We start from the raw sequence: 17,949 nt of genomic DNA on the forward strand, positions 1-17,949 counted from the left end.
GATGGCCTCCGTCACGCTGCAAAACGTCGAGAAGGATTATGGCTCGCTGCGCATCCTGCACGGCGTCGATCTCGAGATCGCCGATGGCGAGTTCGTCGTCCTGGTAGGTCCGTCCGGCTGCGGCAAGTCCACGCTGTTGCGCATGATCGCCGGCCTCGAAGAGGTCACCGGCGGCGAGATCCATATCGGCGAGCGCCTCGTCAACGACGTCGCGCCCAAGGACCGCGACATCGCCATGGTGTTCCAGTCCTACGCGCTCTACCCTCATATGGACGTCTCTTCCAACATGGGCTTCAGCCTGATGCTGAAGAAGGCCGAGAAGACGACGATCGACGGCCGCGTGGGTGCCGCCGCCAAGCGGCTTGGCCTCGACAGCTATCTCGGCCGTTTGCCGCGCCAGCTTTCCGGTGGCCAGCGCCAGCGCGTCGCCATGGGGCGCGCCATCGTGCGCGACCCGAAAGTCTTCCTGTTCGACGAACCGCTGTCGAACCTCGATGCCAAGCTGCGCGTCCACATGCGCGCCGAGATCAAGGCGCTGCACCAGCAGCTCAAGACGACGTCGGTCTATGTCACCCACGACCAGGTTGAGGCGATGACCATGGCCGACCGCATCGTCGTCATGCATGACGGCTACGTGCAACAGGTCGGCCATCCGCTCGAGCTTTACGACCGGCCGGCCAACACCTTCGTCGCCGGGTTCATCGGCTCGCCGGGCATGAACTTTTTGCCGGCGAAATTCGCCAAGGGCGGCAAGGCCGATGCCGTGCTCGCCGATGGCCAGAAGCTGCGGCTGCCCGATGGCCTGCCGCTGAAAGATGGCGACGCTCTCACAATTGGACTGCGGCCCGAGCACATCAGGCTGGTCGACGACGGCGCGCTGAAGGCCGAGGTCGAGGTGGTCGAGCCGCTCGGCCTGTCGACGCAGTTCTATGTCCGGCTGGCCAACCAGCAAATCTGCGTCTTCGTCATGGGCCGCAGCGACGTGAAGCCGGGCGATATCGTTCGGCTGTCAGCCGATCCGGCGGCGCTGCATCTGTTCGATCCGGCGAGCGGCAACCGGATAGGTTAGGGCGTCTCACTTAGAAGATGGTTTGTTCGCCAGCAGGCGATCAGGTGGCCGTCGCCGACATCGGCGGAGGCCGGTTCGGCTTCACGGCAGTCCGGCGAGGCGAGCGGGCAGCGGTCGGCAAAGCAGCATCCCTTGGCCGACTGAAGCTCCGCCACGGTCCCGCCCTGGATGGAGGCGGTCTGGGCAGCATCGGCGGACGCCGCCAGCAGCAGCTTCGTGTAGGGATGGTTGGGGCCGCGAAAGACCTGTTCCGATGAGCCGGTCTCGACCAGCCGGCCGCGATAGAGCACGCCGATCCTGTCGGCCATGTAGCGCACGACCTTGAGGTCGTGGCTGATGAACAGGTAGGTCGTATCCTTGTCGCGCTGCAGGTCGTTGAGCAGGTTGAGCACCGTCGCCTGGACCGAGACGTCGAGCGCCGAGGTCGGCTCGTCCAGCACCACCACTTTCGGCGCGCCGGCAAAGGCGCGCGCGATTGCCGCCCTCTGCCGCTGGCCGCCGGACAATGAGCGTGGCTTCTGTTCCGCGGTCGTATCGGCCAGCCTGACGGAGCGCAGCAGATCGGCGACGCGGTTCTTCGCATCGCTCCGGCCAAGGCCGGCAAGCCGCCGTAGCGGCCGGCTGATGATCCGCCCGATCCGGTGGCGCGGATTGAGCGTGCGGTCGGGCGACTGGAAAACCATCTGCATGTCGCGCCGTTCGCCCGGCGCCCGTTTCTCGGCGCGCGGCGCGACTTTCCTGCCGAACAGCTCGACCGACCCCTGGCTGGGTGTCTGCAGCCCGGTGACGATCCGTGCCAGCGTCGACTTGCCAGAGCCGGATTCGCCGATCAGGCCGAAGGTTTCGCCTTGCCCGACGCGAAGCTCGACATCGTGCAATACGGCCTGCGAACCGAACGAATGGCTGATGCCCTTGCAGGCAATGGCGGTCTGGCGTTCCGCGTCAGGGCCGGTTCGGCGAGCGGCCGACCGGATCCGGCCTGCCGTGCCGGTCTCGGCGAGCCGCCCGTCATGCTTGGTGAAATTCAGCGCCGGGATCGAGGCGATCAGCGCCCTGGTATAGGCATGGGCGGGGTTTTCGAAGACATCCTCGGCGCCGCCGCTCTCGACCACGGCGCCCGACTGCATGACCGCGACGCGGTCGCAGGAGCGGCGGATCAGGTTAATGTCGTGGCTGATCAGGAGGATGCTGGTTTTGTGGTCGCGGCGCAGATCGTCGAGGATCGCGATCATCTCCGACTGCACGCTGGCGTCGAGCGCCGTCGTCGGTTCGTCCAGCACCAGCAGCGCCGGGTCGAGCGCGATGGCGATGGCGATGTTGGCGCGCTGCTGCATGCCGCCGGACAGCTCATGCGGATAAAGATCGAGCACCCGCTCCGGATTGGCGACCCGCACGCGCCTGAGCAATTCGGCCGATCGCCAGCGGGCTTCCTCGTGACGGACCCGGCGATGGCGCATGATCGTCTCGCCGATCTGCCGGCCGATCGTCATGGCCGGGCTGAGCGCGGCGCCCGGATGCTGGTAGACGGCCGCGATACGGTTCCCTCTCAGGCCGCGCAGATCTTCGCCGGACAGCCCGCGGATTTCCCTGCCCTGGAACTCCAGCGCCGAGGCCGCCACACGCGCATTGCCCGGCAGGTAGCGCAATATGGCCAAAGCCACCGAGCTCTTGCCCGAACCTGACTCGCCGACCAGCCCCAGTGCTTCGCCCTGGCCCACGCTTAGCGAAACGCCATTGACGGCGGATTGCCATCCTCTTTTCCCGCCATAGGCGATGGAAAGTTTCTCCACGTTCAGCACCGAAGGGGACATTGAGACCTCGAAATCGCTTTCTGTTGGTGCCCTAATCAAGGGCAATCGCTTCCACTCATTTAGTACATTATCTCTATAAAATTACTCGAATTAACGGCAAGCGCAATCTAGCCTTTCACCTGATCGAGAGATTTCGACAGCGCCGACGGATGCGGCGCCCCGGTCTCTCGCGGATCTGCAAGGAGGCCGGCATGGCGCGAAACCAGTTGATCTTAAGCGCATTCTTCTTCAACCCGCAGGGCGACCATCGCATGTCGTGGCGGCACCCGCGCGCGCCCGGCCACGAAGTGCTTGGCTTCGATTACTATCGCGAGCTGGTCCAGGCTGCCGAGCGCGCCAGGATCGACACGATCTTCGTCGCCGACCACGTGTCGATCTGGGATTCGGTGAAGAGCGGCGTCGCGCATTACGCCAATGCCCGCCTCGAGCCGCTGACGCTTTTGTCGGCGTTGGCTGCCGTGACGAAGCATATCGGCCTCATCACCACCGCGTCGAGCTCCTACAGCGAGCCCTACAATGTGGCGCGCCTGTTCGCCTCGCTCGACCATATCAGTGGGGGCAGGGCGTCCTGGAATGTCGTCACCTCGGCCATGGACGAGGAGGCGCGCAATTTCGGCCGCGACGGCAATATCGAGCACGCCTTCCGCTATCAGCGCGCGGCCGAATTCCTCGATATCGTCAAGGGATTGTGGGACAGCTGGGAAGACGAAGCCCTGCTGTTCGACAAGCAAACCGGTTATTTCGCCGACCCGGACAAGGTCCATGTGCTCGACCATCGCGGCGCGCATTTCAAGGTGCGCGGGCCGCTCAACGTGTCGCGGCCGCCGCAGGGCCATCCGCTGATCGTGCAGGCAGGCTCGTCCGAGGACGGCAAGAATTTCGCCACCGCCCATGCCGATGCGCATTTCGCCATCTACAGCACCAGGGAAGACGGCATCAGATATCGTGAGGACATCAACGAGCGGTTGGCGCGTCACGGCCGGCGGCCGGAGAGTTTCAAGATCCTGCCGGGCATCCTGCCGATCGTCGCCGCCTCCGAGGCCGAGGCGCGCGACAGGCAGGACTACCTGCAGACGCTGCTCCCCGACCGCGTCGGCATCGATCTCCTGTCGAGCTGGAGCGGTATCGACCTCTCGGCCTATCCGCCGGACGGCCCGCTGCCGCAGCTTCCCGACGAAAGCACCTTCAATGGCGGGCGAACCTCGCTCAACCGGGTCAGGCAGTGGGCGACGCAGAACCTGACCCTGCGCGAAATCGCCCGCAAACTCGCCAACAGCGGCTCGGTGCCGACCGTCGCCGGCACGCCAAAGCAGATCGCCGACCAGCTGCAGGACTGGTTCGAGGCGGGCGCCGCCGACGGCTTCAACCTGATGTTCCCGCTGCTGCCGGAGGACTGGGTCAACTTCGCCGAGCAGGTCGTGCCGGAGCTGCAGCGCCGCGGCGTCTTCCCGACCGAATACGCGCCCGGAACGCTGCGCGACCGCTTCGGCCTTGCCCGTCCCGCCAACCGCTTCGCCGAACAGCGCGCCAACGCGCGCGCCGTATCCTGAAGGAGAGCCGTCATGACCGCCGCGCCAAGACTCCAGCCGCGCGAAGCGACCGCGCCGCAACTGATCAACGTCCTGCACAGTCCCAAGCGCATCCGCGTCAAATTCGGCGGGCGCGTCATCGCCGACAGCCGCAACGTGCTGGTGCTGCGCTCCAATCATTTCCTGCCGATCTATTTCTTCCCGCTGGCGGCGGTCGACCAGTCGGTGCTGAAACCGTCGAAGCAGGGCCAGCAGCACCCGGTCGGCGGCGAGACAAAATACTGGGATATCGAAGCCGGCGACAGGCGCGCCGCCGATGCCGCCTGGTCGTTCACGGCGCCGCCCGACGAGAACCTCGCGCCGCTCGCCGGCCGCATCGCCTTCACCTGGAACCTCGTCGACCAGTGGTTCGAGGAGGACGAAGAGGTCTTCGTCCATGCCCGCGACCCCTATGCGCGCATCGACGTGCTGCAGAGCTCCAGCCATGTCGCGATCTGGTTCGACGGCGAATTGATCGCCGACAGCCGCCGCCCCGTGCTGCTGTTCGAAACGCACCTGCCGACACGTTTCTATCTGCCGGCGGAGGATGTCCGGCTCGACCGGCTGAGAGCTTCGCTGACGAGGACCCGATGTCCCTACAAGGGCATCGCCTCCTATTGGTCCGTCGTGCTCAAGGACGGCTCTCTGCGCGAGGACATCGCCTGGAGCTACCGCGATCCGATCGCCGAGATGCCGAAGATCAAGGGGCTGATCGCCTTCTATCCGCAAGCAGTCGACCGCATCCATCTCGACGGCCAGCCGGTCTGACCGGCCCGTCGTCTCCACCTCATTTCAAACCACAATTTTCACAGAGGCAAAAATGACCAAGCGCAACGAAATCGACGCCCTTCGCAATCTCTCCGGCGACATCTGGAACGTCGCCGTCGACGAATACGCCGCCGGCTACCTGAAACGCCGCGATCTCCTGAAATACGCCGCACTGATCGGCCTGACCGGCTTCGCCGCCTCGCAAGGCTTGGGCTTTTCCGGCACGGCGCGCGCCGCTGCCGCCGGCGGCACCGTCCGCGTCGGCCTCGGCCAGCCGACCAAGGCGATCGATCCGGTCACGGTCACCGATCCGGCCAGCATCGGCGTGCTCAGCCAGGTCGGGGAATACCTGATCCTCGACGATCCCAAGGACGGGCTGCAGCCAAAGCTCGCTTTGTCCTGGGAAGCCGACGAGACGGCCAAGCGCTGGACGTTCAAGCTGCGGCCCGGCGTGAAATTCCATGACGGCCGCACCGTGACCGCCAAGGACGTCGTGGCGAGCTTCGAGCGTCTGGTCGATCCGAACAGCGGCTCGTCGGCCCTGTCGGCCTATAGGGGCGTCCTGTCCAAGGGCGGCGCCAAGATCGTCGACGACGAGACGGTAGCCTTCGATCTCGACCAGTCGAACTCGAATTTCCCGTTCTATGTCTCCTCCGACGTCTACAACGCCGTGATCCTGCCGTCCGACTATGCCGGCGATTTCGAGAAGAACTTCAACGGCACCGGCCCGTTCAAGCTCGAATCCTTCCGCCCCAAGCAGGGCGCCAGCTTCGTGCGCAATCCCGATTACTGGGGCGACAAGGCGCTGCCCGACCGGGTCGAAATAAAGTTCTTCGACGACGAGCAGGCGCAGGTCGTGGCGCTGCAGGCCGGCCAGCTCGATGTCATCCCGAGCACCACGCGCCTCGAGCTGGCGATCGAGGGCAATGCCAACTTCAAGCTGCTGAGCGTCCAGGCAAGCTCGCATGATGCCGTGCATCTCAGGACCGACCAGGCGCCGTTCACCGACAAGCGCGTCCGCCGCGCATTGGCGCTCACCCTCGACCGCGAGGCCATCGTGAAGGGCCTGCTCAAGGGGCGCGCCATCGCCGGCAACGACACGCCGTTCGCGCCGATCTTCCCTTCGGCCGATCTGTCGGTGCCGCAGCGAAAGCAGGACATTGCCGAGGCGAAGCGTCTACTCGCCGAAGCCGGCGTGCCCAACGGCTTCGAGGTGACGCTGACCACCGAACGCGCCTATGACATCCCCGACTACGCCGTCATCATCCAGAACTTCGCCAGGAAGGCCGGCATCGACATCAAGCTCAACGTCCTCCCGCAGGATGCCTATTACGGCTCGGCGACCTTCGGCAGCTCGCCCTGGCTGGATTCCAATCTCGGCATCACCGATTTCGGGCATCGCGGCACGCCCGACATCTTCCTCAACGCGACGCTGAAGAGCGACGGCGCGTGGAACGCCGCGCATTTCAAGAATGCGGACTATGACGCCTTGCTGGTCGACTACGGCAAGGCCCGCGACCTTCAGGCGCAGCGCGTCGTAGCCGGCAAGATCCAGACCCTGCTGCTCGACGAGACCCCGGAGATCATCAGCTACTTCTCGCAATACAGCCGCATAACCAGCAACAAGGTCGAGGGGGTGCGCTTCACGGCGATCTCGCATCTTCTGCTCGACCGCGTTTCCTTCGTCCAGGCATGATGCGCAAACGCCAAGCCGCGTGGGACGCCGGATGCTGACCGGCCGCGCCTTGTCGGCGCGCGGGGTCTCGCTGCTGCTCACCCTGTGGCTGGTCAGCGCGCTGGTCTTCCTCGCCGGGCAGGTCCTGCCCGGCGATGTCGCACGCGTCATGCTGGGTCCCTTCGCCGACGCGCAGGCCGTCGCGGCGCTGAACAGAGAGCTCGGCGCCGACCAGCCCGTGCTCGTTCAATACTGGCGATGGTTCAGCGCGGCGCTCACCGGCGACTTCGGCACGTCGCTGTCGATGCGCGCGCCGGTCGCGCCCTTCGTGCTGGCAAGTCTCGGCCGTTCGGCGGCGCTTGCCGGCATCATCCTTTTGTTTCTTGTGCCGCTCGGCGTCGGCGCGGGCATCGTCGCCGGCCTCAACCGGGGTCGGCTTGTCGACCGGCTGATCGTGCTCGCCGGCGTCTCCTTCGGCATCGTCCCGGATTTCGTATCGGGGCTGCTCCTGCTGCTGGTCTTCGGCCTGTGGCTGAACTGGCTGCCGATCACCGGTGCTGCCCCCGATGGCGCCGGCTTCTGGACGAGCAGCTACTACCTGATCCTGCCGGCGCTGCCGCTGGTGCTCAACCTTGCCGGCTATCTGGCGCGCATGACGCGGGCCGGCGTCATCGAGGCGCTGGCCGCCGACTATACGCGCACCGCCACCCTCAAAGGGCTCGATCGCCGGCAGGTCATTCTCCGCCACGTGCTGCCCAACGCGCTGACGCCGACGATCGCGGTGCTGGCGACGCAGAGCGGCTACATGCTCGGCGGGCTGGTGGTGATCGAGGCGCTGTTCGGCATCCAGGGCCTCGGCAATCTCGTTTTGAACGCCGCCAAGTCGCGCGATTTCCCGATGCTGGAAGCAGGCGTGCTTGTCATGGCGACGATCTTCGTCCTGTCAGCCGCGGCGGGCGATCTCGTTCAAGCGCTGCTCGACCCGCGGCAGCGGCGGCGGGCGTCGCTATGATGGACCTTTTGGAATTCCCGGCACCTTCGCGCGCACCCGGTTTCCTGCGGAGCGCCGGCAGGCTGGGCCGCGCCGTTCGCGGCCTTCCTCCATCCGTCATTATCGGATCGCTCATCCTCGCCTTCTGGGTCGCCTGCGCTTTGTTCGGCGACCGGCTGGTTCCCTATGATCCCTATGCCGAGGATTTCCTCGCCACGCTGACGCCGCCGGACGCCGCGCACTGGTTCGGCACCGATCATCTCGGTCGCGATGTGCTGTCCCGCATCATCGTCGGGTCGCGCGACATCCTGCTGGTCGCGCCGCTCGCGACATTGGGCGGCGTTGCCGCCGGCACCATCATCGGCCTGGCGCTCGGCTATTTCGATGGCCTGGTCGACGCGATCGGCGCGCGGCTGCTCGACACGCTGATGGCCTTTCCCTTCATCGTCCTCGTCACCATGACGCTGGTGGCGCTGGGGCCCTCGAACCTCACCGTCATCCTGGTGATCGCCATTGCCTATGCGCCGCTGGTGGCCAGGACCGTGCGCGCCGCGGTGCGCGAGCAGAAGGAACGCGAATATGTCAGCGCCGCCCGCCTCGGCGGCGAGAACTCACTTGCCATCATGGTTCTGGAGATACTGCCCAACATCAGGGAAACGATCCTGATCGAGCTCGTCACGCGGCTGGGCTATGCCTTCTTCTCCATCGCCACGCTGAGCTTTCTCGGCCTCGGCATCCAGCCGCCTTCGGCCGACTGGGGCCTGGCCGTTGCAGACGGCTATGGTTTCCTCACCGGCGGCAAATGGTGGGTCGTTGTCTTCAACTCAGGCGCAATCGTCTCGCTGGTCATGGCGACGAATCTGATTGCGCAAGGGGTAGGTGCCTTCGAGAATATCGAGAGGTGATTGCGGCTTTTGATTGCTAGACTCCTGTTGATTCGTCTCGACAGGAAACGACATGAGCAAGGCCCTCGGCACATTCGCACTGGTCACTCTTTTCAGCGCCTTGCTGATGGCGCTTTCCCTGGCGGTGGCGAGGCATGGCTATCCCTACGGCGCCTTCGGCGTGAAGCGCCTCGACGGCATTGCCGATGCCGGCTCGTTCCTGGCGATCGCCGCCATCTATTTCTTCGGCGCCATGCTGATGATGATCCTGCCGATCCGCGCCGCCGGCGTGGTCCTGACCCATGCCGCCGACGCGATCTTCTGGGCGACGATCGTGCTCTTCGCGACGATCGTCGGCTCGCTGCTCGCCAGATGGGCCTTCGGCCAGCATGAGGTGCTTTGGGCGCTTTTCAACTGGCGCTTCCTGTTCGTCGCGGCGATCGTGGCGGCGCATCTTTTCATGAACGAGCTTCGACGCAACGTCCTGCTCAGAAGCCTGTTCTTCGTCGTCTTCGGCGCGGTCACGCTCGCCTGCCTGTTCTGGTCGTTCTCGACCTGACGCGAGCCGGCTCTAGGTTTAAGATGGCGGGTAGACCTCCTCCCGGGCAATGACTATATCATTTGTCTGACAATTGACCCGGCCGATGGCTGTCGCTCCCAAAACCCAAGGAAAAGCAAGATGACCGTGCTGCGTAAGAACCTGATCGACGGCGAGTGGCTCGGCGAGCCCGGCTCGCGCAACATCAACCCCTCGAACACCGACGACGTCGTCGGCGAATATGCGTCGGCCGGGCCCGAGCAAGCCAAGCAGGCCATCGCCGCCGCCAACGCGGCCTTTCCGGCCTGGTCGCGCTCCGGCCCGCTGGCCCGCCACGCCGTGCTGAAGAAGACGTCGGACGAGATCATGGCGCGCAAGGACGAGATCGGCCGCTCGCTTGCCCGCGAGGAAGGCAAGACGCTGGCCGAGGGCATCGGCGAGACCATCCGGGCGGCGCAGATCTTCGATTTCTTCGCCGGCGAGACGCTGCGCCTGTCGGGCGAGACGGTGCCGAGCGTGCGCCCGGGAGTCGGCGTCGAGATGACCCGCGAGGGTGTCGGCGTCGTCGGCATCATCACGCCGTGGAACTTCCCGATCGCCATTCCCGCCTGGAAGATCGCGCCGGCGCTCACCTATGGCAACACGATCGTCTTCAAGCCGGCCGAACTGGTGCCTGAAAGCGCCTGGACCATCGTCGATATCCTGCACCGCGCCGGCCTGCCCAAGGGCGTGCTCAACCTCGTCATGGGCAAGGGTTCCGTGGTTGGCCAGGCGATGCTCGACAGCCCCGACGTCAACGCCATCTCCTTCACCGGCTCGGTCGGCACGGGCAAGCGCGTCGCCGCCGCAAGCGTCGAGCACATGCGCAAGTTCCAGCTTGAAATGGGCGGCAAGAACCCGCTCGTCGTGCTCGACGACGCCGATCTGGCCGTCGCCGTCGATTGCGCCGTCAACGGCGCCTATTTCTCGACCGGTCAGCGCTGCACGGCGTCCTCGCGCCTGATCGTCACCGACGGCATCCACGACCGTTTCGTCGACGCCATGAAGGAGCGGCTGGACAAGCTCGTCATCGGCGACGCGCTCGATGCGCAGACCCAGATCGGTCCCGTCGTCGACGCAACCCAGCTGAAGCAGGATGAAGACTACATCGCCATCGGTGTCAGGGAAGGCGCAACGATTGCCTTTGGTGGGGAGCGGCTCGATCGCAAGACGCCGGGTTTCTATCTGCAGCCGACGCTGTTTACCGGTTCGACCAATGCCATGCGCATTTCGCGCGAGGAGATTTTCGGCCCGGTCGCCAACGTCATCCGCGTCAAGGACTATGACGAGGCGCTCAGCGTCGCCAACGACACGCCGTTCGGCCTCACCTCCGGCATCTGCACGACCGGCCTGAAGCACGCGACGCATTTCAAGCGCAATTCCGAAGCCGGCATGGTCATGGTCAACCTGCCGACGGCGGGCGTCGACTTCCATGTACCGTTCGGCGGCCGCAAGGGCTCGAGCTACGGCCCGCGCGAGCAGGGCCGCTACGCCATGGAGTTCTACACCACGGTGAAGACGGCCTATACATTCGCCGGCTAATCCAGCCTGGGAGGAAATCGATGAGCGTGGCCGGCATGACATGGCTCAACCCGCCGCCGCACCATACGGTCGGCGACGGCACGCTTACCGTTCGAACAGGAAAAGATACCGACTTCTGGCGCGAGACCTTCTATGGTTTCTGGCGCGACAACGGCCATTTCCTCCACCGCCCCGTCGAGGGCGACTTCAGCGCCGAAGTCACCGTCAAGGGCGACTACAAGGTGCTCTACGATCAGGCCGGGCTGATGCTGCGGCTCAGCGAAACGCACTGGATCAAGGCCGGCATCGAATACACCGACGGGCTCGCCTACTTCTCCGTCGTCGTCACCAACGACACCTCCGACTGGTCGCTGGTCGCCATCGCCGCCGGCAAGGATGGCGTCAGGATCCGCCTGACCCGCCACGCCGAGGCAATCCGCATCCAATATCTGGACGCCTCGGATGGCCATTGGAAGCCGGTGCGGCTGGCTTACTTCCCGACCTCGAAATCGGTCGATGTCGGCATGATGTGCTGCTCGCCGCAGCGCGAAGGGTTTGAAGCGACATTTTCCGGCTTCACCATGGGGCCGGCGATTTCAAGGGACCTCCATGACTGACCGTCGCAACGGCGGCCATCCTTTCGCGGCTGCAGGCAAGGGCGTAAAGACAGCGCATCGCTTGATCCACGGGGCCTGATGCCGCCGAATCGTCCGCTCATCCTCTTCTGGACGCGCTGGTTCAAAAAGGCCGTCGACCTCGACGCCATTCCTCGATGCGATTTTCCCGTCGAGTGGACGAACGACCGCAGCCGGCTGGCCGAAGCTGCAGCCGTCATCTTTCACGTGCCGAATTTCAAAGAGATCGCCGATGCTCGCAAATACCCCGGCCAGCTATGGGTCGCCTGGTCGATGGAGAGCATCGTCAATTATCCCGCCTTGGCCGATCCGGTCTTCATGCGCCACTTCGACCTGACCATGACTTACGAGTCCGGATCGGATGTCTGGACACCGTATCTGCCAGAGGCTGGCTGGTGGGAGGCCGCGCGAAAACCGGTCGCGCCGCCGAAGATGGAGGCCGCGCCGGCGGTGCATTTCCAGTCGTCGAGCTTCAACAAAAGCGGCCGCGACACCCTCCTCGCGGAGTTGTCCCAGCATATTGGCGTCGATCGCTACGGGAAGTTCAATTCCAATCGGCATGTCGAGGGTCCGGATCTTGGCCCGCAGACGAAGCTCGAAACCATCGGCCGCTACCGGTTCTGCCTGGCGCTCGAAAACTCGATCGCGCCGGACTACGTCACCGAAAAGATGTTCGACCCGCTGGCGGCCGGCACGGTGCCGGTCTATCTCGGCGCGCCCAACGGCGCCGATTTCGTTCCCGAGAATTGCTACATCGACGCGGCGTCTTTCGACACGCCCCGGGAACTGGCCGACTATCTTCGCCATTTGATCGAGACGCCGCTCGAATATGAGGCTTACTTCGCCTGGCGATCGAAACCGCTGCCGGAGCGCCTGCTGGTACAGTTGGAACGTGCCGCCAGGCCACCGAAAGTCCGTCTGGCCGCACTCGTCCACGAACGCCTTGCGGCACGGGCCGCTCAGCCGTCGGGCCGGCCTTACAGCCCATTCGGCTATGCCGCGTTCCTATCGACGCGCCTGTCGCGTTGGCGCGGAAGATTTCGCGCCGGCTGATCGCGCCGTCGGTTGACGCGGCGACCGCGCAGCCACCCGTGGCGCAACTCACCACGGCACGTGCTCTATCTCCAGCCTGGGCAGCCCGATTGGTCTGATTCCCAGATCGTTGGCCAAAACGCCGAACCCCTCCGTCTCGATCAAATCGCGATAGGGTATCTCTGGAAAGCGAAGCCCGCCGCGATGCAGGGCCGCGTCGACGAGAAGCATGGTCCCGCCGACGCCGTCGAGCCCGATGCTGTCGAGATGCCTGACGTCGCTGAGATGCAAGCGGTTGTAGGAGTGTACCGGCGGTTGATGAATGCCGCCGCGCATCTGGCGATAGTAGCGATAATCCTTCTCCCGGCGCACGCTGACGAAGCTGTTGAGGTCGAAACTGTCGCCGCCGGCGATCTTGACGCAGTTGGGAACCACGATGCGATGGCCGCTTTCGATAAGCCGGCTCAAGATATCGCCGGGAAACCGCCACACGTCGATATCTATCCACAACGCCCAATCGTCGACCGGGCCAAGGCCGTGGTCGATCAGGTGGTTGCGCACCTTCGCGATGGCGCCGCGCCTCACGCGCTGCAAGTGTCGCCTGGCGCGTTTCGTTCGGTCGAGCTGGACGCCGGTCTGTCTCTGCAGCAGGACCACGTCGCGATAGACGCCGGCCAGCGGTGCCACGGCCTGCTGCAATCGCTCCCAGCTTGCGTCCAGGCTGTCACCCTCGCAGAAGACCAGCTTGATCTTGTCCTTCGGGTAGTCGAGCGCGCCGACGGCATCGAGGAAAGGCTGGATATGATCCGCCGCGTCGCGCAGCGGCACCAGAATGGCGACGTTGCGGCCTGACGGGATCGGCGCCGCGATGGCCGCCGGGCTCACGCCCTGCCTGGCGGCTGCTTCGCTCAGATAGGCGCCGCGCGTCAGATGATGCCAGGACCGGTAGACCTGCGTGCGGATCTTGTCTCGCCACCCCGGGGCCGAGGCGCGTGTCCACCATGTGCCGGCCCAATGGTGGATGGAAAGGGTCGGCGTCCCGTTGTCGCCATTGCGTCCGGCCGAGTCCACCGGTGCGAACAACGCCGAAGGGTGGATGGCGAAGGCGGATTGATCGTCATAGCTGAGCTGGGCCGAAGTCAACACGCAGGGGCCGGTCGCGTCGATGGCTTCCTTGGCGTGGGCCAGCCCTGGCAGGAAGGACAGGAGGTGAAGCCAGAAGGGATGGCCAGGCGGGCTGGCAATCGTGCCGTTGAACAGAAGATAGGGCAGCCGGCGGAAATCGGCTTGCACCCGTGCATGCGTGTCCGGTTCCTTGCAGACCACGATCCGGTCCTCGCCGGCCAGCGGATCGAACGATGCCACGCATTCGCAGTCGATATCGGCGTAGACGCCGCCGAAATGATGCAGAAGCAGATACCGTCCGGCGTCCGCTCTCAGCACGCCGCGTTCGTAACTGCAAAAGGTCGGCAGGAAGTCGGGATAATGCTGGGCGACGAACGCGAGCAGTCGCCGATCGTTCCAGAACATCATCGTCCAGTCCGGATGGTGCCGCTTCCAGCTCTCGACATAAGCCCGGAACCGGGCGGGGATTTCGTCGGTCTTCCAGGTCTGGTGCAGGATCTTGGGGATCATCGAAGGCTCGTTGTGCAGCGGTTCATCGGCTGGCGCCGTCCAGTCCCAGGCCATGGCGAACGGCGTCGCGGATTGCCCGGGGCCCGAAACGAGACCATGCGATATCATGGGCCCGGGCGCGCAGCCGAGCCATGCGGGCAGGGTCAAAACAGAGCGCGACCGTCAGGCTGGCAAGTCCTTCGTCGTTATCGGACAGGAGCAAGTCTTCGCCGCCGGTGAGGTCGAGTCCTTCCGCCGCGAGCGGCGTCGCGATCACCGGAACACCCGCGGCCATCGCTTCCAGGATCTTGATGCGCGTGCCGCCCCCGGTCCGGAGTGGAACGATGCAAAGATGCGCTGCCGACAGCAGGGGGCCGATATCGTCGGGATTTTCGATCAGGACGACGCTGTCGAGTTTTGACAGGGTCCGGACGGCTGGATCGGGCGAACGGCCGGCAAGGACGAGCCGCGCGCCTGGCAACGCCTGCCGGACCCGCGGCAGGATGATGCTGGCCAGGCGCTCAGCGGCATCGATGTTGGGACTGTAGCCGAGATGGCCGACAAAGAGGATCACCGGAAATCCGTCGGATGTGCCGGGCGGCGGCGGCAGCGTCGCAAACGACCCTTGGGCGCGCGGGATGCCGTTCGGCACGATTTCGATCGGTGTTCTGTGCGCCACAATAGCGTTGAGCCGCTCGCGGTCCCGCTTCGAACACACCCAGATACGGTCGACGATGGCCGCCGCTCTCCGCTCCAACCGCCTTATGTCGGGCGACACGGACGGCGGGGCATTGCCGGGCGCTTGGGCGGCGAGATCAGACTCGACATTGTGCATGTCGAGAACGAGCTGCCTGGTCAGCGGCCGCAAAGGCTGCAGCAGCTTGAACAGCGGAATGCTCTCGACGACGATCGTGTCCGGACGGAACTCGCGCACCAGGGCCTTGAGGCGAGCGAGCGCCGCACGTGGAATGCGGTTTTCTCCTTTGAGGCGTCGCCAGCCGAGCGAATGCGATCGCTTGTCGGCTTCCGTGGCCAGCGACACCACGCGGATGTCGCGGTCGGGTGGCTGCATCGAGCCGGCCGGCTTTACCGAGGCAAGGCGGACGGGCCCGAACTCGGCCGCCGCGCCGGCATTGCCGAAGGTCCTGAGATCGGCGCCGGAGACAGGCGGATAGGCAGGGTCGAAGCTGACGATCAGCGTGCGTCGGGGCGCCGCCGGATCGACAGATATATCCGGCCTGTTGCCTGCCAGCCGCCCGAACCGGATCCTGGCCAGGTATTGTGCCGCCTTCCAGCTCCGGCCAAGTTCCCGATGCGCCTTGACCGCGCGCATCATGCCGGCCGCGTCGGCGAACATCCTGTGCTTGATGAGCTGGCGCGCGATGCGCTGCGCTATCCAGGCCTTTCGCCATTGCAGAGGCCCCTGCTCGACGCCGGCGGCCGCAAGGCCGTTGAGCTCGCGCGCTATGGCCAGAAAGGTCTTGCGCGGCGCCGTGATGAAGCGCCGCGCCATCCGGGCCTCGTCATGGTGGTAGAGGAGCACCGGCGTCTCGATCGCGACAATATCGGCGCGCGCCAGCAACGACGCCCAGTAGCAGGTGTCCTCGTCGAGGCCGATCGTCTCGGGAAAGCGAATGCCGGCTGTAGCCCAGCCGGCAACCAGCGCGCTTCCCATGGCGATCGGCCATAATTCGTTGCGCAGGTATCGGCGCGTGTTCTGCCGCCTGTCGGGGCCATAGCCATGCGGCGTCTTGAGCTTGTCCGGCCGGCCCTTCGCGCGCCGTATGCTGGCCCCGACGGCAAGGCCGGCGAGCGGTTGGCCTGCGAGCGCCGAGCCCAGCAGCGACAGGCTGCCGGGCAGCACCTCGTCGTCGGCATCGAGAAAGAAGATGGATGTGCCGCTTGCCCGCTCGATTCCGACATTGCGCGCGGCGCCCGCGCTGCCCAGGCGCACGCTCACCACATCAAGCGGCAAGCCGCGGCTTTGCGCGCTCTCCTTAGCCACGGCAGCCGTCCGGTCGTCCGAGCCGTCGTCGATCACCAGGATCTCGCGGATGACCGGCCTGTCGGCAACCAGGCTGCCGAGCACGGTGTCCAGCGTGGCAGCCGCATTCCTTGCCGGGATGACGACGGTTATGTCGGCCGCCATGTGGCTCATTGCCGTTCGAAGAAGCCACGCTTCAGCACGCGGTTATAGTGATGTTTGAGCATCGACACCGGGCGCAGCGAAAGACTGCCAAGATCATCGACCACTTGCGGCTCGATGTCGAAGGGTGACTGGCTTTTGATCCAGCTGTAGGAGGAGCCGTCCCCGAGCACGGAGGGAGAACCCACCACATAGCCGCCGAGCGCCTTGACATGGCCGACGCGGCGCAAGCCGAAGTGGAGGCTGGAGGAGACCATCGGCTCGCGTGTCCTCAGATAGACGTGAAACCCGCTTGGCGACTTTGCTGTCGGCGTAGCGTTCGCGATCGTCTTGTGATCGGCCAGCCAGGCACGGTAGCCGGCGGCGTCATCGAAATCGAGGATCATCAGGTTGGAAAATCCTCCCAATATGCCGATATTGCCGGCAAAGTCGCGGAACCAGCGCGCGATGTCGCCGCTGCCTGGCGGCTTCTGCGCCAGTTGGAAGGCGACAGAGGTGAAGGCCAGTTCCTTCAGATCCTTGCGCAACGTCCTCAGGTGCAGCGGGTCGTACTCCATCGCTGCAAGGTCAAGATGCTTGCTGCCCGCACGAAGCGGCAGGCATATATAGCCGCGCTCGAGCAGGCTTATGGCGTATTCGGTCAGCTCTCCGGGCTGCATTCGCCAGTACCCCCACGGAATTCCTTGCTCGATCTTTTTTGCCGGCGCCGTCCTCGTCAAGCACCGGATGGGCAACCCCTTGGTTCTTAATCACGTTACTGCGACCTCTGCCGGCGGAATACGGGCCCTGATCGCATGTCGAAACACCGCTGCCGGTCACGTGTCCAACCGGTGCTGGAAAAACTGCAGGAACAATTCGCGCTCGGTGGTGATGTCGAGTTTCTCATAGATGCGGCGACGGTGGTTCTTCACCGTGCCGACGGTAATGCCGAGTCGCTCGGCGATGTTAGCGGTCGGGTGTCCGGCGAGGATCAGTTGTACCAGTTCACGCTCGCGCAGCGATAGCTCCGGCCACAGGCTTTCCGGAATGCTCGGTTTCTGCTGCGGCGACGCGCCGGGACCGCTCGGCGCCGAGGTGCGCGAAAAATCTGAGCCGCGCGCCTTGATGTCCAGCGCATGCAGCGCCTCGAACACCGGCAGCCGCTCGCTGAGCAGCGCGATCTCGCTGTCCTTGAACGACACGGTCGAGCGGTCGAGGAAGATGCCGAGGCACCAGTCGCCGCCGTCGGCGAGCAGGATGCCGACCTCGTCGCATATCTCCGACTGCGCCAGGAAACCGGCTATGTACTGGCCGCGCTTGGCCTCCTCGTCGGCCAACCCTTTCAGCGGCACGATGCCGAGCCGGCGCTGGCGCCGCCATGACGCATAGAAGGGATCGAAGACGTAGTAATTGTCGAGGTAGCGCCGCACCATCTCGTCCGAAAAGCGCCGGTGCTTGACGAATTCGGGCGTCCTGGTCGCTGAGTAGCGCGTCACCGTTACCAGGTCGTGCGCGATGTCGGCGCCGATCAGGTCGATCAGGCAGTCGACATGCCGGTCGGTGCCGGTGGCGGCGATCGCCTTGGCCAGCGGCGCCCAGATATTGCCCATGCGCATGCCCTTTTCTCGGCGAACCGCGTCGCGCGGTCATTGTGTCTTTAGGCATATGGCGCGATCCGG

Annotated in this window: 15 protein-coding genes; 10 read left to right on the forward strand and 5 right to left on the reverse strand. The window is 65.0% G+C overall.

The genetic code is table 11. The features are described 5' to 3' along the window. Window position 1: 1 nt before the first annotated feature. Window positions 2-1,069 carry an ABC transporter ATP-binding protein gene (locus WDX12_RS11710; protein WP_320294260.1) on the forward strand — a complete coding sequence of 356 codons (1,068 nt, stop codon included), beginning with the start codon at window positions 2-4 and terminating at the stop codon, window positions 1,067-1,069. Here WDX12_RS11710 and WDX12_RS11715 read toward each other — a convergent pair. After that, window positions 1,066-2,880, reverse strand: coding sequence for an ABC transporter ATP-binding protein (locus tag WDX12_RS11715; RefSeq protein ID WP_320294261.1), 1,815 nt, complete (start codon window positions 2,878-2,880; stop codon window positions 1,066-1,068). The two genes, WDX12_RS11710 and WDX12_RS11715, sit on opposite strands and share 4 nt — an antisense overlap. 191 nt (window positions 2,881-3,071) lie before the next feature. On the opposite strand from WDX12_RS11715, the gene WDX12_RS11720 reads away from it, so the two are divergent. The 9 genes from WDX12_RS11720 to WDX12_RS11760 all read left to right on the forward strand — a co-directional run bounded on the left by WDX12_RS11720 (window position 3,072) and on the right by WDX12_RS11760 (window position 12,552). Continuing rightward, window positions 3,072-4,430, forward strand: coding sequence for an LLM class flavin-dependent oxidoreductase (locus WDX12_RS11720; RefSeq protein WP_320294262.1), 1,359 nt, complete (start codon window positions 3,072-3,074; stop codon window positions 4,428-4,430). Between the two features lie 12 nt (window positions 4,431-4,442). Next, on the forward strand, window positions 4,443-5,216 hold the full coding sequence (locus tag WDX12_RS11725) for a DUF427 domain-containing protein (RefSeq protein ID WP_320294263.1): 774 nt from the start codon (window positions 4,443-4,445) through the stop codon (window positions 5,214-5,216). A gap of 52 nt (window positions 5,217-5,268) precedes the next feature. Further along, window positions 5,269-6,912 carry an ABC transporter substrate-binding protein gene (locus WDX12_RS11730; protein WP_320294264.1) on the forward strand — a complete coding sequence of 548 codons (1,644 nt, stop codon included), beginning with the start codon at window positions 5,269-5,271 and terminating at the stop codon, window positions 6,910-6,912. A gap of 31 nt (window positions 6,913-6,943) precedes the next feature. After that, on the forward strand, window positions 6,944-7,903 hold the full coding sequence (locus tag WDX12_RS11735) for an ABC transporter permease (RefSeq protein ID WP_320294265.1): 960 nt from the start codon (window positions 6,944-6,946) through the stop codon (window positions 7,901-7,903). Further along, complete coding sequence (locus tag WDX12_RS11740) at window positions 7,900-8,787, forward strand: ABC transporter permease (protein ID WP_320294266.1); 888 nt, start codon at window positions 7,900-7,902, stop codon at window positions 8,785-8,787. Before WDX12_RS11735 ends, WDX12_RS11740 begins: the two co-directional genes overlap by 4 nt. A gap of 52 nt (window positions 8,788-8,839) precedes the next feature. After that, window positions 8,840-9,325, forward strand: coding sequence for a hypothetical protein (locus WDX12_RS11745; protein WP_320294267.1), 486 nt, complete (start codon window positions 8,840-8,842; stop codon window positions 9,323-9,325). Window positions 9,326-9,445: 120 nt separating this feature from the next. Next, window positions 9,446-10,885, forward strand: a complete 1,440-nt coding sequence (locus WDX12_RS11750) for an aldehyde dehydrogenase family protein (protein WP_434724975.1) — start codon at window positions 9,446-9,448, stop codon at window positions 10,883-10,885. A 20-nt stretch (window positions 10,886-10,905) separates the two neighbouring features. Beyond that, complete coding sequence (locus tag WDX12_RS11755; protein ID WP_434724976.1) at window positions 10,906-11,481, forward strand: DUF1349 domain-containing protein; 576 nt, start codon at window positions 10,906-10,908, stop codon at window positions 11,479-11,481. 78 nt (window positions 11,482-11,559) lie between these two features. After that, on the forward strand, window positions 11,560-12,552 hold the full coding sequence (locus WDX12_RS11760; RefSeq protein WP_434724977.1) for a glycosyltransferase family 10 domain-containing protein: 993 nt from the start codon (window positions 11,560-11,562) through the stop codon (window positions 12,550-12,552). A 48-nt stretch (window positions 12,553-12,600) separates the two neighbouring features. On the opposite strand, the gene WDX12_RS11765 is transcribed toward WDX12_RS11760, so the two are convergent. The 4 genes from WDX12_RS11765 to WDX12_RS11780 form a co-directional block, all read right to left on the reverse strand. After that, window positions 12,601-14,166 carry a glycosyltransferase gene (locus WDX12_RS11765; RefSeq protein ID WP_434724978.1) on the reverse strand — a complete coding sequence of 522 codons (1,566 nt, stop codon included), beginning with the start codon at window positions 14,164-14,166 and terminating at the stop codon, window positions 12,601-12,603. 22 nt (window positions 14,167-14,188) lie between these two features. Continuing rightward, entirely contained in the window at window positions 14,189-16,303 is a 2,115-nt protein-coding gene (locus WDX12_RS11770; RefSeq protein WP_434724979.1) for a glycosyltransferase, read from the reverse strand. Further along, window positions 16,300-16,950: a bifunctional DNA primase/polymerase gene (locus tag WDX12_RS11775; protein ID WP_434724980.1), complete on the reverse strand. Its 651-nt coding sequence runs from the start codon at window positions 16,948-16,950 to the stop codon at window positions 16,300-16,302. Before WDX12_RS11775 ends, WDX12_RS11770 begins: the two co-directional genes overlap by 4 nt. A gap of 156 nt (window positions 16,951-17,106) precedes the next feature. Beyond that, window positions 17,107-17,886 (reverse strand): helix-turn-helix domain-containing protein, encoded by a 780-nt coding sequence (locus WDX12_RS11780; RefSeq protein WP_320294274.1) that lies wholly within the window; start codon window positions 17,884-17,886, stop codon window positions 17,107-17,109. Window positions 17,887-17,949 lie beyond the last annotated feature (63 nt).

It is taken from the genome of Mesorhizobium sp. RIZ17 (assembly GCF_051127865.1).
Classification (GTDB): Bacteria; Pseudomonadota; Alphaproteobacteria; order Rhizobiales; family Rhizobiaceae; genus Mesorhizobium; species Mesorhizobium humile.

Excerpts from the sequence above, each read along its gene's own strand:
- WDX12_RS11750 (WP_434724975.1), top strand. The coding sequence starts at position 9,446 with ATGACCGTGCTGCGTAAGAACCTGATCGACGGCGAGTGGCTCGGCGAG.
- WDX12_RS11760 (WP_434724977.1), top strand. The coding sequence starts at position 11,560 with ATGCCGCCGAATCGTCCGCTCATCCTCTTCTGGACGCGCTGGTTCAAA.
- WDX12_RS11735 (WP_320294265.1), top strand. The coding sequence starts at position 6,944 with ATGCTGACCGGCCGCGCCTTGTCGGCGCGCGGGGTCTCGCTGCTGCTC.
- WDX12_RS11770 (WP_434724979.1), bottom strand. The coding sequence starts at position 16,303 with ATGAGCCACATGGCGGCCGACATAACCGTCGTCATCCCGGCAAGGAAT.
- WDX12_RS11755 (WP_434724976.1), top strand. The coding sequence starts at position 10,906 with ATGAGCGTGGCCGGCATGACATGGCTCAACCCGCCGCCGCACCATACG.
- WDX12_RS11730 (WP_320294264.1), top strand. The coding sequence starts at position 5,269 with ATGACCAAGCGCAACGAAATCGACGCCCTTCGCAATCTCTCCGGCGAC.
- WDX12_RS11720 (WP_320294262.1), top strand. The coding sequence starts at position 3,072 with ATGGCGCGAAACCAGTTGATCTTAAGCGCATTCTTCTTCAACCCGCAG.
- WDX12_RS11710 (WP_320294260.1), top strand. The coding sequence starts at position 2 with ATGGCCTCCGTCACGCTGCAAAACGTCGAGAAGGATTATGGCTCGCTG.
- WDX12_RS11775 (WP_434724980.1), bottom strand. The coding sequence starts at position 16,950 with ATGCAGCCCGGAGAGCTGACCGAATACGCCATAAGCCTGCTCGAGCGC.
- WDX12_RS11715 (WP_320294261.1), bottom strand. The coding sequence starts at position 2,880 with ATGTCCCCTTCGGTGCTGAACGTGGAGAAACTTTCCATCGCCTATGGC.
- WDX12_RS11725 (WP_320294263.1), top strand. The coding sequence starts at position 4,443 with ATGACCGCCGCGCCAAGACTCCAGCCGCGCGAAGCGACCGCGCCGCAA.
- WDX12_RS11745 (WP_320294267.1), top strand. The coding sequence starts at position 8,840 with ATGAGCAAGGCCCTCGGCACATTCGCACTGGTCACTCTTTTCAGCGCC.
- WDX12_RS11740 (WP_320294266.1), top strand. The coding sequence starts at position 7,900 with ATGATGGACCTTTTGGAATTCCCGGCACCTTCGCGCGCACCCGGTTTC.
- WDX12_RS11765 (WP_434724978.1), bottom strand. The coding sequence starts at position 14,166 with ATGATCCCCAAGATCCTGCACCAGACCTGGAAGACCGACGAAATCCCC.
- WDX12_RS11780 (WP_320294274.1), bottom strand. The coding sequence starts at position 17,886 with ATGCGCATGGGCAATATCTGGGCGCCGCTGGCCAAGGCGATCGCCGCC.